The organism is Xenorhabdus mauleonii (assembly GCF_900113945.1).
GTDB classification, from domain to species: Bacteria; Pseudomonadota; Gammaproteobacteria; order Enterobacterales; family Enterobacteriaceae; genus Xenorhabdus; species Xenorhabdus mauleonii.
Genome location: NZ_FORG01000013.1, coordinates 35,184 through 52,162, shown reverse-complemented (window position 1 = coordinate 52,162; position 16,979 = coordinate 35,184). Strand labels below are relative to the sequence as shown.

The window sequence follows — 16,979 nt, the reverse complement described above, 5'->3', positions numbered from 1 at the left end:
TGAATCTTAGCCTCTGATTTTATTAATAAGATCCAGCATTGCATTTATTGAAACAAAATTATCGCGCTCTATGTACTCATCAGGGATGGTGAGTGCGCATTTCTCTTCAATAAAACAAAGCAAACGCATAGCAAAAAGCGAATTGACTAAACCACTGGTAAATATATTGGTGTCATCCAGTAATTCAACATCATCATCAAATACAGAGATATTGTTTTCAATAAATTCACGTATGTCTTTGGCGATAGTTTCCAGATCTTTCATTAGCATATCCTAGTTATTTATAATCACATCAACATAGTAAGGAAAATCAGGTACATTCTTTAATTCATGCTCAAAAATAATTGTTTCATCTGCCAGTTTTTCTATTTCTTTAAAGCCCGCAAATTGATAAGTAACAAACATCTGCCGATTTCGGGGTGTGCGTTTAAATTCAGCATACAATTTGTGCGATTTTGCTTTCGCCTGCTGCATAATATAATTCAATGCAATACTTCCAACGCCACGGGACAAAGTTCTGCAAGACATTAGCAGCAATTTAATATAATCAACCTCTCCTTTGTATTGAACTAATGCCAATCCTATTTTGCCATAAGAGCCATATTTATCGACCAACTCAAAAACAAATACACCGTATTCATCTGAATTAATTAATTCATTAAGCCGTTCTCTGCTATAAGTAATACCGGTTGAATTAAGTTGATTCGTTCTTTGCGTCAGCTCTTCTGCTCGCAGGAGATCTTCTGATTTGGCTTTGGAAATATAAAACTTCATATCAAGTTGGCTAAGAAATTCTTCAGAAGTGCCGATAAATTCCTCTTCTTCTTCTTTCCGCAAGATATCTTCCTGATATCTCTGCCTCCTTAATTTTGCATCATCCGATATTTCCATGTTGGCAATTCGGGGCAAGTTCAGTATTGATTGATATTCCACAGCATCAATGCATGTCACTTCCGGAAATTTAGCCTTAACTTCATCTCGTTCTAAAGGTTGGTCATCAACAAAAATAAAAGTATCTGCGGCTATGTTTAAGTTTTTCTGGATGTTTTCAATGGAGGCGGATTTGGCTCCCCAGTGAATTTGGGGATAAATGAAATAATGCTTTAAATTGAATTTTTCCAGCATATCCAGGGCATCAAAGGCTTCATTCCGGCTGGCAATGGATTGCAAAATACCCATTTGGTCCAATTGGTCGATAATTTTTTCTATTCCTGGCTTTAATTTAATATCATCACCTTCAGAAAGCACACCATCCCATAATGTATTGTCCAAATCCCAAATGATGCATTTTACCGGTGTTTCGCTGTTTACCTGATTATTGATTAAATCGTCCATCATCAATATTCCTAATTTTTATAATTGAAAAATCCTTTACCACTTTTTCTGCCCAGATTTCCCGCTTCCACCATTTTCTTTAACAGAGGACAACAGCGGTATTTCGGATCTTGATAGCTTTCATAAAGAACGTGCAAAGAATTAACAACGGTATCCAAACCAATCAAATCTGCGGTTTCCAGTGGCCCCATCGCATGGCCATACCCTTCTTTGAAAATACGATCGATATCTTGCGGGCTTGCCACATTATCCTGTACAAGAAATGCCGCTTCGTTCATGAATAAATGAGAAAGCCGATTTGAAACGAATCCAGGAAAATCTTCCACAACAACCGGATTTTTTCCTATTCCCTGTAAGAATTTTTTTGCATCATTTAATGTCTGTTTGGAAGTATGAAAACCTTGGATGACTTCAACGCATTTTTTAATCGGTACTGGGTTCATAAAATGTAATCCCAATACATTTTGGGGGAACGGTAAAACAGAAGCTATTTTTGTGATAGATATACAACTTGTATTTGCAGCAACATAAGTTTCAGGTTTAACGTACTGTGTTATCACTTCATAAACATTCTGTTTAATAGACCAGTCTTCAGTCACATTCTCAATAATCCAATCACTGCCTTCAATTTCTTTATAAGACGAATCAAATTGAATTCTATTTTTCAATTCTGCCAAATTCAGGGCCTTGAATTCAGGACTCAGCATTCGGTATGAACGGAATTCACGTGACATTCTTGCATCAAGGTTAGCCAGAACATCTGAAGATGTATCTATAAGCAATATATTATGACCGTATGCAGCGCATGTTATTGCCGTATCCAGCCCCATAACACCAGCACCAATAATTGATATTTTCAACGACAGCCTCCATTTTTAATGAATTGAAAATTAGGTCGTAGAAAAAACAAATGATACTCTACTTCATGAGTGTTATTTAAGTACGCTACCGCCCTTAAGTAACGGCCTTAAAACCATTCAAAAAAATCTCAATTTTTTCTACAAAAAACTTGGACAATTCAAACAGCCTATATATCTTTAATTTCAAAAGTATATGTTACGAATGTAACAACTTATTTTTAACAAAATACCAACCCTGTTAATTCTTTAGAATTAACACAATAGAAAAAGATGCAAACTCATTTTATCAAGCAAAAAGAAATAAGCGCCAATTTAAAATTCACAAACACATATCATTATTTCCTATATGATAACTAATATTTATTATGAGCCTCGATTGTTTATAGACAAAATAACTATTCCCAATAGTTGTATTTGAAATTCTCTTCATTAATGCTTTTTCAGCAAAAGCCAGCCTCATCCACACCGTCTGAAAAAGTCTGGCTTTATTCGTTAAGTGAGTTCGCCTTAGTTCCCGGTGGATTTACGTCGTCTGTCAGCCAATCTGCTTTTTCCTGATTGGAGCGAACGTTGTAAATGTGCTTGGGAAGACACTTTATCCGATGCGGATGCCAATTCCGCGCCACTTGCTTGCCCGCATGATGACTGGCCCTGTTTAATCCAGTTTGTAAAAGAGGCAATAGTCGGATGTTCAAATAAAGTGGTGACTCGAATTTCACGATTGAATGCCTGCTGCAACAGAGACTGCAATGTAATTATCTTTATCGAGTTGCCACCGGCTTCAAAGAAATTCGTTTCTGTTCCCACTCTTTCATTTTCGAGGACTTCCTGCCAAATCGCCCGCACTTTTATCGCCGCCGGATCAGCCAGCAACAGGTGATCTTCAACGGGTTTTACTTGCAATTGTTGCAGCGCATGTTCCTGTAAACTCTGACGATCAATCTTACCGGTAATGGTACGTTTAAACCCATCGACAACCACAATCAGTGAAGGGAGCCAGGCATCGGGGAAATGACGCCGGATATGCTCCCTCACCCGAGTTTCCAACAGTGCAGGCTGTTCCATGCTATCGACAAAAAGATGCCACTGGCGTTTTCCTTTCGATGTCGTGGCAGGCAATAAGCAGCTTGATTTCACCGCCGCCAGTGTCTCAACCACTCGCTCTAATTCACGAGGCTCTATGCGGACACCGTTTACTTTTATCTGATCATCAATTCGCCCCAGATAGTGAAAACCTGTTTCAGCGGAAAAAGTCACCATATCGCCAGTACGATAAAAAGGATGCTGGCTGTAGTGCGCCAAATGTTCCGGCTTAACAAAATACTTGGCAGTTTCAACGGGGTTAGTCATGTAGCCACGGGCCACTGCCCTGCCTCCTACCCAAAGTTCACCCCGGACATTGGCAGGCAATGGTTGCCCAAAGATATCGGCACAGTAAGCGATAACATTTTGAATTGGCCGCCCAATGGCAACTTCTGCCGCCAAGGATTGTTTGGCACTCAGGCAATCCACCGTTGTCTCACTCGGGCCATAATGATTGCTTACCGCATATCCTTGCCGCAGCAAATCATCCCTAAGACGCTGAGGTAATTCTTCACCGCCAAATATCCACAATCTCATGGACGGGAAGAAGGGAGCGTCTTGAATAAGCTGCGAGATGGCCCCGGGAATAAAGTTGATTAAGGTGATGGATGCGGATTGCACCACGTTAATGAACGCTTGTCTCTCCAGCAAGACTTCAGGAGAGGGATAAATTAACGTCGCGCCAACCACAAAACTTGCAAACAAATCTTCTACGCTGGGATCGAAATTCAAATCAGTCAGCCCAAGCACTTTATCAGCCGCGGTCAGCGCCGTTTCTTCAATGAACCAATCCAACAGGTTGGCTACTGACTCATTGCGAATAGAAATTCCCTTCGGGGTCCCCGTCGTTCCTGAGGTAAAAATGAAATAGAATTCATCTTCAGGTTGCCGGTTAAGCCATACAGTGGGTTTGTCTTCCGTTGGCTGTAAAATATTGTCCTCAATATCCAGCAATAAATAATTTGTCTCTGTACCGATTTCCTGATTAAACGCAGTCCCACACAACACCATGTTGCAATTCGCCAACTCCAGCAATTTTTTCTTGCGTTGCAAGGGATCTTTCGGATTGATATAGCAATAACTGCCACCACTGAACACGATCGCCAGTATGGCTTGAGTCGATAAAAAGCCTTTCTCAAGATGAACTGCCACGCGATCACCGGGAATAAAGCCCGATGAGCGTAGTCGCTCCTGTACTGCACCCATTGCCTTCAATAATTCACAATTGCTGATTGCATACTGCCCGTCGATCAAACTGACTTCCTGAGGCTCCCCGTCAAGGCGTTGATAAATGCCTGCCAGCAGCGAATTAATATCCGGCATGGATTCCTTGATCTCTCCGATGCTTAACGAGGTTTCTTCCGGGTCTTTTGCATTCAGCTTTAAAAAGAGATCTTCAATCAATGTCCCTGCCGTGTTGTCAATCAGATCTTCTGCCAAGGATTCAAAGGCATTAAACGCGGTTTTTACTGAATCCAACGCGCCCTTAAACATCTCTCCGGTACTTAATTCCACCAGCCATTGTTCCGTGCCGGATACCGTTAATGTCAAACCAAAATGTGTCGTTTCTTCGCTGTGTAAATCCGTCAGAAATGCACCACAGTTGGCATCCTTTAATGTCGCATCAATCGGATAGTTATCAAAAACAACAATGGAATCATACAGTTCATCGTTTATTCCCGCTTCCTCACGGACTAATAAAGGCGGCGTTTTTTCATATTGTTGCGCCTGTTGTAACGCCTGAAAAACGGAACGCAACGCGGCTTCAGTATCCCACTGGCCTTCAAGTGTCAGGATCAGGGGAACAGTATTAATGAATAAGCCTAAAGGCTGACGATCGACACCTTGTGTCAACGCCCTTCCTCTGCCGGAGAACGTGCATCCCAATGTAACCGTTTTCTGAAATGTGAACTTAGCCAGTGTCAATGCCCAACACAGGTAAATGAAACTGGCCGGGGTCACTCCCGCACGATGACAAAGTGTCTCGATCGCGATTCTGCGCTCCTCGCACCATAAACTGTTTACGCAGAGCCTTGCATTTGTGTTTCTTGCCGCGTGATCCTGCTCATCGGCCCTGAACAAAGGTTCTGCCAGTAATTTTGTTGTTGCAGACGCGTCTCCGCTAGGCAGGTGCTGAAAAACGTCCTGCCAGTATTCACGACTGTGCATCAACGCTTCCGGACTTAACCCTTGCCAAAGTTGCTGTGAATAATTCCGTGCATCCAAAGGCACAATCTTTTGCTGACGCAATCCTTGTAACCACAGGGAAATCAGCAACGAGCTGCTCCAACCATCCATCAGAATATGGTGGAAAGAGAAAGCCAGACTTAATGTTCCTGCATTGACATCATGGAACCCGACAATACGAAAGACTTCTTTATTCAATTCAAATGGTGTGGCCTTGGAGTCTGCCAGCCAATCGAGGCAACGCTGCTTGCAGGGCAGATGCGGTGTTGTTGAATCAACCCGGACATATTCGAACGGAATGCGGGGCAAAGCATAGATAACCTGATGGGGAGTGCGAATACCTTCCCAGACAAAAATCGACCTTAAAGCAGGTTGCGATTGCTGTATTTGCTGCCATACCTCAAGCAGCGCTTTTTCATCGATATTCACTTTCACACTGAATGCCACGCCAATGTGATAAGCGCTATTCCCATCTTTTAAAGCGTGAAACAGCAACCCATTCGCCTGGGGTGTTGCTTCCAGCAATTCTTCAAGGTAGTTATTGTCGAACGCCGTATTTGTTGAATCAATCGCCGTTTTCAAAACACCCTGAACAAGGGGATCAAATTCCGATTGAGCAAGCTGGCAAAGCGGAAAATCAGCCGGAATCAAAGGTTGTTCCAAATGATGTTCAACCGGTGGATCTCGCAATGCATTATTTTGGGCGTCACACCAAGCCAATAACTTCTCATTCAACTGTGCTAAGTAATGATGAGCGTTATCGCTGTCAGCGTCAGGCGTACCCAACTGCAATTCAACCAATACACCGCCAGACTCAAGACAATCACGGATCAGAATGTCAAAGTCAGCCGTACTCTTTTCTTCCGGATGCCGGAACCCACCCGACAACGTTTGCTCCAAACTGAAATGGCCCCACGTCCTGCTGCCATCCAACCCGAAACCAATATCGTTGACGCAAATCAATGGGCGTTTTACGGTGTTATTCAGGCCGAGTTGCGCTGTCCAGCTTTGGTTAGCTTGATACAGGCCCGACTTTAAAATCCGTAAAAAAGCTGTTTGGGAATTTGGCACAGATGGGTCTACCGGCACATCAAGCGCTAACTGATTAAAACCGGTAAACCATCCCACCGCACTCGCCATTTCAGCATTCCAGCCAGCCGGTATTTGGGCTTCAGAGAATAGGCGGCCATGATTTTCTAGCAAGACGACAGGCTGTGAAGGCAATGTTCCGTTATCCTGCATAACCGCCATCAACGCAGACACAATCAATTGCGAACGTTCAGCTTTAAGGCGTTGTTCAATCAACTTAAAATCACGGCTACAAATTGACAATGCCAATGTCACAGGAACAGCCGCAGGATGATGGATGGTGTCACTACATGGCAAACTGTCCGTACCAGACGTATATTCACTTAACCATTTCCCCCACAGGAAGGCACCTTGTTCTTCGACTGTTTCCTTTTCTGTATCGTGTGCTGTGTTGTGTCGGGATGTAATAGGCTGGATGGCTTGATCCAGTTCATCCAATAAGAAAATCCATGAGTGAACATCACAAATAAGGTGATGACAGACCCAAATCAGATAATTTTTTTGTGAAACTGCATCAAATACGACGGCGTGTACACTGGGTTGGGTTTCCAGACTCACCAAATTTTGAAGTTGATTCAGATAGTCTGCAAGCGATTCACCGGAGGCCAGCGTTTCTCGTTCTATCAGCGTTTCACTGCCCGCTTTTAACGGCTCGAAATAGAATTCAGTCAGCGCCTGATTTGCTCTCAGGGAAAAAATCTTATGCTTTGCTTTAACCGCTGAAATCGCTGCATTGATTTCCTCAGCAGAAAGGCCCGGTTTCAATTCGAGTACCATTCCCTGTTGCAACCGATTGCTATATTTAAAATTTTGTTGCCGGAACCAACTGATGCTGGGTAAATGCTTAATCCAGCTTGCTTCTATTTCTGCCGATATTGCCGAATCAGCGGTGTCTTTTTCCAACTGTTCAATACAGGCCTTTTCAAGTACAGCGCCCAGGGAATTCAGCGTCAGCAATTCACTTGCACTGATTCGGATACCTTCTCTGCTTAACAGTGCAACAAGCCTGATGGCTTTGATCGAATCCCCACCCTGTTCCAAAAACGAAGTAGTGAAATCAACAGATTGTGGCCAGATAGGTTTAAGGAACGCTTCATTCAACCAGACCGGAAGCTGATAGCTGCCCGTTACTTTCTGCCCTTGTTCATTTACCGAACCAAGCAATGCAGAACCGTTTTCCATCAATTGTGTTTTAGCTGCAACCGTTAAGGCGCCTGTATCAACCTTACCGTTGGCATTAATCGGCCAGGGTTGTACAGTGCAATACAAAGTTGGCATCCAAGCATCCGGGATTTTTGCTTTCAAACGAAGTTGAAATTCAGGATTATCATGGGATAGAGGTTGGCTGCTGCACAAAGCAATGGTTTCATATTTTTCAACGCCATCCATTTCATCAACGGTCAATTTCAGCGCCTTCAATTTCCAACTGTCGCTGTTATTCTCATCAAAACTGACCAGCACATCCTCGACCGCTTTCTCTATTTCCGCCGGATGAATTCGATAGCCACGTACCTTAAATTCATCATCAATACGTCCAAGGCAATGGAATACACCTTGTTCATCCAATAGCCCCAAGTCACCAGTGCGATACCAGCGACTCACGCCATCAACACCGTGTATAAATTTTTCGGTTGTCTGGGCAGCATTGTTGAGATATCCGTCAGCCAGTACAGGGCCTCCAATCCAGATCTCGCCTTTAAACCCTCGGGGCACTGTTTGCCCCCACGAATCTTTGATTGCTATCTCAGCTTTGCCCAGTGCCTGGCCAATCGGCATCACCGCCGTATTTATTGTATCGTTTCTGCCGAGATGACTTTCTTCTCTTTCTTCTTTTTTCTCTCTGCTGGCCGAATAAATGCAGCACCCGACAGTGGTTTCCGTTGGCCCATATTCATTTATCACTTTGCTGCCCGCCGGAAAATAATTGAGGGCTTTCTTTACCAGAGAAGTAGATAAGTTTTCTCCGCCAACAATAAACGTTAACGGATTACTGCGCACCGAACTGTTTTCAATCAGCAATGCAAGGTGCGAAGGCGTGCATTTAACGCCGGTTAATGACTCGTCAGCGAGCAGGGTTTGCAGCAATTCAGGATTATCACGAATATCTTGTTCATGAGCCTGAATGAAACCACCTGATAAAACAGGCAGCAGAAGCGTTGTTTGTGTTAAGTCGAAACCAAAGGATGTAAATAAAGGCGCATTAAAAGGTGTTTCAGCAGTATAAGCCTCTTTCGCTGCAAGGGCATAGTTTGCCAGAGCAATTGGAGAAATCACCACACCTTTAGGCTCTCCTGTCGAGCCAGAGGTATACAAAATATAAGCAGGATTATCGTGGGCAGATGCTGTTCCATTTTCTGAACTTGATACAATTTCAGCCCCTGTTTTACCCAACTCTACCTTACTTAAGGAAAGCGGCAATAAAGGCAAATCCAAGCTTTCTGCAATATTGCTGTCAGCCTCCGTATAAATGCAAAGAGCGGCCCCAGAATTACGGGCAATTACCGATAATCTGGCTACAGGCATCGTAGGGCAAACGGGCACTACGGTAATATTTTCAATCAGGCATGCCAGATAAGCGAGGGTGATCTCAGGGGTACGTCTGCCCACAATGAAGACCGGGCCGTGTGTATCATGTTCATTGAGCTTATCACGCAACTTTAACCTGAATTGGTTAATCCAGTGCCAACCCTGACGATAGGTCACAACATCAGCTGCCTGCTTGAATAACAGGTTCTCAGCATAACGCTCAAACGCATGGTATAAATGAACGCCAATTGGCATTGCAGGTATTATTGAAGGCGCTTCCCAAAAAGCGGTTTCTGGCTTGTTTTTAATTGAGGGTTTCTGTTCCGCTTCTTGTTGCTCTGTTTCTTGCTGTTTTAATACTGCGCAGGCCGCTTCCATTGCATAATCGGTAACCATGCGTAAAAATTCGTGACACTGCGCTAATGTCCATATCCGGCGGAAATCTGCTTCAAGTTTAAAATCCCCTTCTTCAAAGCGATCGTGGATATGTATTGTCGCGAAAAGTGCCTCTACTGCCTGCATGTGTTCAATCGAAACGTCGGCACCTAAAACATTTTTCCGAAATATGCCGGTTTGGTAAGAAACACCAAAAGCGGGAATCATTTTCTTCCAATCCTGTGACGCAAACTTGCTCCAGCGAGCGCCTGGCGCATAACGTGAATGAGCGACCGCTTTTTGCAAACGTTGTTTGAGAGCATGATAGCAACCTACCACGCCCTCACCCGCTTCACGAAACACGGGAATTAAAACAGGGGCTACTGCCATAGCAGCAGAACGTTTCTCTTCACTACTCCAACGATTGAGCATTGGTGCCTGTAATAAAACCCCATTGCCATCTTCAATGACCATTTGCGTATAGGCAACAGCAGCGAAAAACAATCTGAAAATAGAACCGCCCGATTTTTTAAACTGACGCAACGTATCGTTGTGGGTTTTGCTCAGTTTGTAATGTACTCGCTTGGATCGGGGCGTTAATGTGCGATAGTCGCCTATCGGGTAACGGCACGATATTTTGTTGGCATGAGATGATTCCGAGCCATCAGGTTCCTGCCCATCAGAGCCGCCGCTGTTAATGGCGCTGTCACTAAAAATACTCCGCCAATATGTTTCATCTCGTTGCATGCGCCGGGAGTGTTCATAATTCTTTTCCCCTTCTGCATGGACCGAGAATAAAAGAGGTTCTGTATCCGGCTCTTCTTTTGCCAAAGCCATCATCAAATGTTCAATCAGTACTGAAAATCCCTCCCCATCCATAGCGGCATGATGAGCCTTAATAAACCATCCTGTTTGCCCTTGTTCAAAATGCACGGCAAAAACCCGCACCGGAGTCAGTGACAAATCTTCTTTTATCAACATCTGGCGGTCTGCCCAACGCTCGAAAGCCTGTTTAGAGTCCGGGTAGTTGCTGAAATTGACTTGTATTACTTCGGAATGGGGAGTTAAGCGGCGGATACCATGCCAATGTGTTGCCAAATCACTTCCTTCCACATCATCAGACTCAAAACCGATATGAAATATATCCATTGAGTTCCGAACGGCTTCGGCTGCCCGCACAAGCCCATCCAGAGGAATATTCCCATTTAAACGCACTGCAACACCTAAATAAAATGGACAGCCAGTCAGATGAAACGCTTCCATTTTGAAAACAGCTTGCTGTGATCTTGACAACTCAAAAATCGCCTTCTTCATGGTTTAAATACTCGTTTTAGTGAAGAGCAGACACTACCTATGCAGGGAGAAATTTCATTTATTAGGAAAATTAAAAATATATAAAAAATAATTCATAAAACAGTCAATTAAATTCAACCATTTTTCATGACTTCTTTCTCAAGATAGTTAATTAATAAAATTCATAACAATGGAATAAAAAACAGCATCACTGGGGTTGGATGCATTTATTTCAATCAATAAATCACACCCTATTAACAAAATATATTAAATAACAAAAAACCTATTAAGCTAAATAAAGCAAGATTATCACAGCCTTTTTGCGCTTGAGCTTAATAATAAATGTATGCTTCACCTTATTAAAGCGTAATAATTTTAATCTCACAATAACATTAACTATCGATTAACGAATAAAATTAAAAAAACACTTAAAATACCATTTGGATACCATAACACATATAAAATAATGTAAGGCGAAATCAAATAAACCCAAAAATAACATCAGGAAAACACGGATAAATTAAAATTTCAGCATAACAAATAACATTGGAAACATTAAATGAAAGAAATATTAAAATTTCATTAATAATTTCAACTGAGACAGTTATTGCTTTAATATCCCTTATATTAAATAGATGAGTGGGCATCAGTAGTTTAAATAATTAATTTTTAGAGGTAATACCAAATTAACCCACTTTTATTCTCATTGGCTCTTTTTCAGGAAGGGAAAGGTGAAAAGAAAACATAAACCAAAATTTATTTTTGGCTGGATGATTATCATCGCTAATTACATCTGCCGCATGACTAATAAAAATCACAGTCATGATGCTTTGATTAAAGTGTAAATAGCTTCTTTCGGACCATGTGTCGATATTCTGTCGGACTTAAATCAAAATGTTGCTTGAACACTTTACTAAGGTAAGCTTGGCTCTCATATCCGGCTGATACAGATATTTCATGTACCGTTAAATTAGTCTTGGCAAGAAGATCTTTTGCCATATCTAACCGTATCTCTTGTATATATTTTTTAGTAGATACTCCTGTAGAGCTTTTGAATCGTCGTGTCAATGTCCGTGGCGAAATAGCAAAGTAAGCGGCCAGTTTATTAAGATTCATGTCTTCTTTAATATTATCTTTTAACCAAGATTGAATATCGCTTATTAACTCATCTGGGTGTCTATCTACTGCACCGTCGAGGTACCGTTGTTCTTCGTATGGCCGGCGTATTTCATGAGAAAAATTGCGTTGTACATTTTTGGCCGCTTTATTGCCATAAAGAAGAGAAACTAAATGAACCATAACATCTGCCAGTGCATTGAGGCTAGCTGCACAGTAAATTCTATTTGATTGAGTAATGAAAAATTCTGACTTTAAGTTTACCTTGGGATAGTCTTTTTTAAATTGTTTGGAGTAATGCCAATGCGTCGTTGCAGCGAGGCCATCTAATAGACCTGATTCCGCTAACAAACATACTCCAGTACCAACAGCAACTATTGTTGCTCCATTTTCCCACTGATTTAATAAATAGCTCAAGATATCCTTACTTTTTTTTATAATAGGCCTTGGGTTTCGCCAAATACTGGGAACAATTATTAAATCTGCATAGGAGGCAGAGTCAGCAGATGAATCTGCCTTAATATTAAAGTTTTCATACAATGAAATATCATAACCCTTGTCTGAGATATAATTAACATTGATATTATTTCTTTTATTTTCTATTTGTGATGAAGCTAAACCAGCATGAAGCATTTCAATAGGTAAGGTAATGCTGCTAGTCAGGAGATTAGGAAAAATAACAATGTGTACATTTTTTATTTTCATATATTATCAATTATATTAATTGGCCCAAAAATATAAAACATTGGCTTTTTTTTCATAATGGAACATTTTAAATTGAATTAGAATCTTCATCAACTAGTCAGTTTTCATAGGAATGAAAGTCATATGCTTGCTTTGCCCGTTATTGTTGGCGCTGGTGGTATAAACGCTGCTGGGAGAACGTCATTTCATCAAGGATTTCGTCGTATTGTTATTGATAAATTAAGCCAAGAAGCGCGCCAAGAGACTTTTTGGGGCCTCGCGACGTTAATGAACTTAGTTTCAATTGGTGAAAATGGCTTTATCGATCATGAAGGTCAACCAATCATGTTGCATGAAATTGAATCCAAGTATGGTGAAGAAATATTGCAAGGAACGTTGATTCGTAAAATAGATAAGTCTCATTTTGATGTAGATGCCACACACTGGCAGAAAAAGATGACACTCAGCGCGAAAAAAGGGAATAGGTTGGTTTTTGAAACTGAAACTTCTTCTTTGCCTACGCCGGTGCCCCGGAATTGGGAAGTTATTTCGCTCGAAAATAATCGAGTGGAAGTTACAATACACGGCGATCTTTGTGTCATGCACGATGCTTATTTGGACAATAGAATTAAAGCTGCCGGCCAATTGCCCAAGGGGTTTGAACTCGAAAAATTATATAAAAGCCGTAGCCACCCCCGAGGGTTACAAGCGACTATTTTTGCAGCTACTGATGCTATGAAATCATGTGGGTTAGATTGGGACGAAGTTCTCGCTTTGGTCGAACCAGACAAAATTGGTACTTACTCAGCTTCCCTAACGGGTCAAATGCAAAAGGAAGGGTTTGGCGGGGTAATGGGAAGTCGTCTCAGAGGTGAGAGAAGCAATAGTAAGAATTTAGCATTAGGGCTAAATTCTATGTCTACAGACTTTATAAATGCCTATGTTCTTGGAAGTGTAGGCACCACTTTTTCAACGACGGGTGCATGTGCAACATTTCTTTATAATTTGAAAGCTGCAGTCAATGATATACAAGGAGGACGTACTCGCGTCGCTATTGTGGGAAGTGCAGACTGTTCAATCACGCCAGAAATTATCGAGGGCTTTGCGAATATGGGTGCTTTGGCGGACCTTGATAGTCTTAAAAAGTTAGACGGTGTGGATGAAGCAAATATAGATTTAAGTCGAATAAGCCGACCATTTGGCAATAATTGCGGCTTTACAATAGGTGAAAGTGCTCAATTTATCGTGCTGATGGATGATGCTTTAGCTATTTCTTTGGGAGCACATATCATGGCTGCTGTCCCTGATGTTTTTATAAATGCGGATGGGATTAAAAAGTCCATTACTGCCCCGGGAGCGGGTAATTATATTACCATGACTAAGGCTGTATCATTGGCAGCCAACATCACCAGCAAAGATTCTGTTCGAACTCGGAGCTGTATTATTGCACACGGTTCAAGTACACCACAAAATCGAGTGACTGAATCACAAGTCTATGACTCTGTCGCAAAAGCGTTTCGTATTTCAAATTGGAAAATCACTGCCCCAAAAGCTTATGTAGGCCATACTTTAGCCGCGTCAAGCGGTGATCAATTAGCAGTCGCGCTTGGTATATTCAGCCACAATATCATTCCTGGTATCACTACGATAAAAAAAGTCGCCGATGACGTTTATGCAGAGCACCTTGACATTAGAACATCGAACTATCATACCGAGGCAATTGACATAGCCTTTGTCAACTCGAAAGGATTTGGCGGCAATAATGCAACTGCCCCACTTTTGTCTCCAAGCGTGGCACTTGGCATGATTACTAAACGTCATGGTATCGAAGCTGTTAAATCTTATTATGCTAAAAATCTTAAGATTAAAGCAAACCAAGCTAATTACAGTAAAAAAGCTAACTCAGGTGAGTTTGATTTAATATATAGATTTGGCGAGAATGTGATAAATGAAGAAGACATTAATATAAACGAAGAGGAAATTTATTTGCCAGGCTACGAATTACCTATTGTTTTGTCAAAGACTAATCCTTTTAAAGATATGTGTTAATAAATGATATTCTAACATTTATTTTGCACATCCTTACTCCCTGTGGGAAAGATAAAAAAATAAGAGATTGCTTGCCTTGCAACTGATTATAACGACAAGTGGAAAATCAAGATGGCTCAATTTAACCACGAAGGAAAAATATTTTTTTCATATGATAGCGTAGAATGATACAAGAAAACTGGAGATGAAGATGCATGCAATTCATCTCCATTAGGAAAATATAATTTTTCGGCCATAAAAACGGGAATAAAAGGAATTAGTGATATCATTATCCTATTTCCTGATGGTCATTTTAAAATAGAAAAAACATCAAGAACTATACGCGTCGTACTTCAATGTGCACGTATTATCATCCCGCGACGCGGGATGATAATACGTTGCTTCCTGCAACTTGGAGTTAATAGGATATAAATGGTGTTCAATATTATAGATATTGATATGAATTTTATGGTTAACCATAAAATGGCTAGTATTAAAACGTCAACAGAACCCTGTTGACGTTTAGCAACGCCTTTGGGCATTTCATTTATCCTTAGCTTAATCGGGCTAGCCAGCATTATTTCATTAACATTTTCATAGTATGAATTTGTGCAATTATCTGTGGTGTGAGCACTTTATTGCCATTGAAGAATACAAAAAATCCTAAGAAGATAAGTGCAAGCAATTTTTCTGATTTTCCCCATGAGATGCCCATTCATGATACCTTTAGCAATGTGAGAAATTGGCTGTCCACAAGAGGTTAGGCTAACTTTTACCGAATAATTGCACAAATTAGCCAATAATGAACGGTAAGGTAATTCCGAACACTTCAAAAGCTTGCTAAACTCATCAGAAAGCAACCTTTCTGGTTGTTATTATTAATTTTATCTTCTCTCAAATTCGCTGGAGATATTCAGATGTCCAAAACCCATGTGGGACTCTTTTTTGGAGGGAAATCTTCCGAGCATGAAGTCTCTCTCCAATCAGCAAAAAATATCCTTGATGCTATAGATAAAGAAAAGTTTGATGTGTCCCTTATTGGTATAGACAAAGAAGGCGTGTGGCATCTTAACGAAACTTCCGGATTCTTGCTCAATGCTGATAATCCCTCTCTTATTGCATTAAATCAGTCAGGAAAGCACGTTGCACTTGTCCCAGGACAGCAACAAAACCAGCTGATCGAATCTAGCAATGCCCAATTGCTTTCACAATTAGATGTGATTTTCCCTATCGTGCACGGCACACAGGGGGAAGATGGTTCATTGCAAGGATTGCTTCGTATGGCTAATCTCCCTTTCGTTGGTTCCGGGGTACTTGGTTCTGCCGTATGTATGGATAAAGATGTGGCTAAACGCCTGCTTCGCGATGCAGGGCTGGCAGTGGCACCTTTCATATGTCTTAACCGCCATAAACGCCACGAACTGAGCTTTGAAACAGTTCAGGCGCAACTAGGCATGCCAGTATTCATAAAACCGGCTAACCAAGGTTCTTCTGTCGGTGTCAGCAAAGTAACGACGCCAGAAGAGTTTGAAATAGCACTTGATCTCGCCTTCACCTTTGACAACAAACTGCTAATAGAGAAAGCCATTGTTGGAAGAGAAATTGAGTGTGCGGTACTGGGTAATGAATATCCTGAAGCAAGTGTATGCGGAGAAATTGTACTGAGCAACGGCTTCTATTCTTATCAAACCAAATACATCGAAAGTGAAGGTGCAAAGCTAGCTATACCTGCCCAGATAAGTCAGGACGCCAGCGAGCAAGTACGGAGTGTCGCCTTAAAAGCATTTGAGGTGCTTGAGTGTGCTGGCATGGCTCGTGTGGATGTGTTTATGACTGAAGACAAGCAAATTGTGATTAATGAAGTTAACACTCTGCCGGGATTTACCAGCATCAGCATGTATCCAAAACTCTGGGAAGCCAGTGGCATTAACTATACAAATCTAATCACCCGGCTTATTGAGCTAGCGATAGAACACCACCGAAACGAAATGCAGCTAAAGAGTTCAGTATTCTAACTGATTGTGAAAATGATGGCTGTTGCCAGCCATTCTTTCGAAAAATCCCTCTTCTGCACGACTAACCCAACCTCAATTTTAATTCCGTTAAAGCCAGCAGGTTGGGCAATATCGTTTTGACCGGGCAGTAAATTAACGGTTAACGCGCCGGGGACAGCCTGATCTTAATGCGTTGTTTTATTTTGCACTGCGCTTTATAGCGGAATAACTCTCATGCCAATGAGGGCAAAATATGCCGCCCAGCAGTGCAAAATTGACCGCCGCATTACCCAATACATCAACATCGAAACGGCAAAGGATTTTGTTGACGTTTTATACTTTTGCTTATTGCAAACGGCATTGTTATGATGCCAGCACTGTTCAATCTAACTAGAAAATAAGGAGGCTA

7 protein-coding genes are annotated in these 16,979 nt (G+C 41.6%); 2 read left to right on the top strand and 5 right to left on the bottom strand.

The features are described 5' to 3' along the window. Nucleotides 1-6: 6 nt before the first annotated feature. The 5 genes from BM100_RS13215 to BM100_RS13195 all read right to left on the bottom strand — a co-directional run bounded on the left by BM100_RS13215 (nucleotide 7) and on the right by BM100_RS13195 (nucleotide 12,569). On the bottom strand, nucleotides 7-264 hold the full coding sequence (locus BM100_RS13215) for an acyl carrier protein (protein ID WP_092511684.1): 258 nt from the start codon (nucleotides 262-264) through the stop codon (nucleotides 7-9). 9 nt (nucleotides 265-273) lie between these two features. Continuing rightward, nucleotides 274-1,335, bottom strand: coding sequence for an HAD-IIIC family phosphatase (locus tag BM100_RS13210; RefSeq protein WP_169924729.1), 1,062 nt, complete (start codon nucleotides 1,333-1,335; stop codon nucleotides 274-276). 11 nt (nucleotides 1,336-1,346) lie between these two features. After that, nucleotides 1,347-2,195 (bottom strand): 3-hydroxyacyl-CoA dehydrogenase family protein, encoded by an 849-nt coding sequence (locus BM100_RS13205; RefSeq protein WP_092511680.1) that lies wholly within the window; start codon nucleotides 2,193-2,195, stop codon nucleotides 1,347-1,349. Nucleotides 2,196-2,702: 507 nt separating this feature from the next. Next, nucleotides 2,703-10,748, bottom strand: a complete 8,046-nt coding sequence (locus BM100_RS13200) for an AMP-binding protein (protein WP_244590656.1) — start codon at nucleotides 10,746-10,748, stop codon at nucleotides 2,703-2,705. A gap of 834 nt (nucleotides 10,749-11,582) precedes the next feature. Continuing rightward, nucleotides 11,583-12,569, bottom strand: coding sequence for a GlxA family transcriptional regulator (locus BM100_RS13195; RefSeq protein WP_092511676.1), 987 nt, complete (start codon nucleotides 12,567-12,569; stop codon nucleotides 11,583-11,585). A gap of 123 nt (nucleotides 12,570-12,692) precedes the next feature. On the opposite strand from BM100_RS13195, the gene BM100_RS13190 reads away from it, so the two are divergent. Both BM100_RS13190 and ddlA read left to right on the top strand, forming a co-directional pair. Further along, nucleotides 12,693-14,597 (top strand): beta-ketoacyl synthase, encoded by a 1,905-nt coding sequence (locus BM100_RS13190; protein ID WP_092511674.1) that lies wholly within the window; start codon nucleotides 12,693-12,695, stop codon nucleotides 14,595-14,597. An 896-nt stretch (nucleotides 14,598-15,493) separates the two neighbouring features. Further along, nucleotides 15,494-16,591, top strand: coding sequence for a D-alanine--D-alanine ligase (gene ddlA / locus BM100_RS13185; protein WP_092511672.1), 1,098 nt, complete (start codon nucleotides 15,494-15,496; stop codon nucleotides 16,589-16,591). The last annotated feature ends 388 nt before the right edge of the window (nucleotides 16,592-16,979 follow it).

Bases quoted from the DNA above. Each gene is read 5' to 3' on its own strand.
- BM100_RS13215 (WP_092511684.1), bottom strand. From the start codon at position 264: ATGAAAGATCTGGAAACTATCGCCAAAGACATACGTGAATTTATTGAA.
- BM100_RS13195 (WP_092511676.1), bottom strand. From the start codon at position 12,569: ATGAAAATAAAAAATGTACACATTGTTATTTTTCCTAATCTCCTGACT.
- BM100_RS13210 (WP_169924729.1), bottom strand. From the start codon at position 1,335: ATGGACGATTTAATCAATAATCAGGTAAACAGCGAAACACCGGTAAAA.
- ddlA (WP_092511672.1), top strand. From the start codon at position 15,494: ATGTCCAAAACCCATGTGGGACTCTTTTTTGGAGGGAAATCTTCCGAG.
- BM100_RS13190 (WP_092511674.1), top strand. From the start codon at position 12,693: ATGCTTGCTTTGCCCGTTATTGTTGGCGCTGGTGGTATAAACGCTGCT.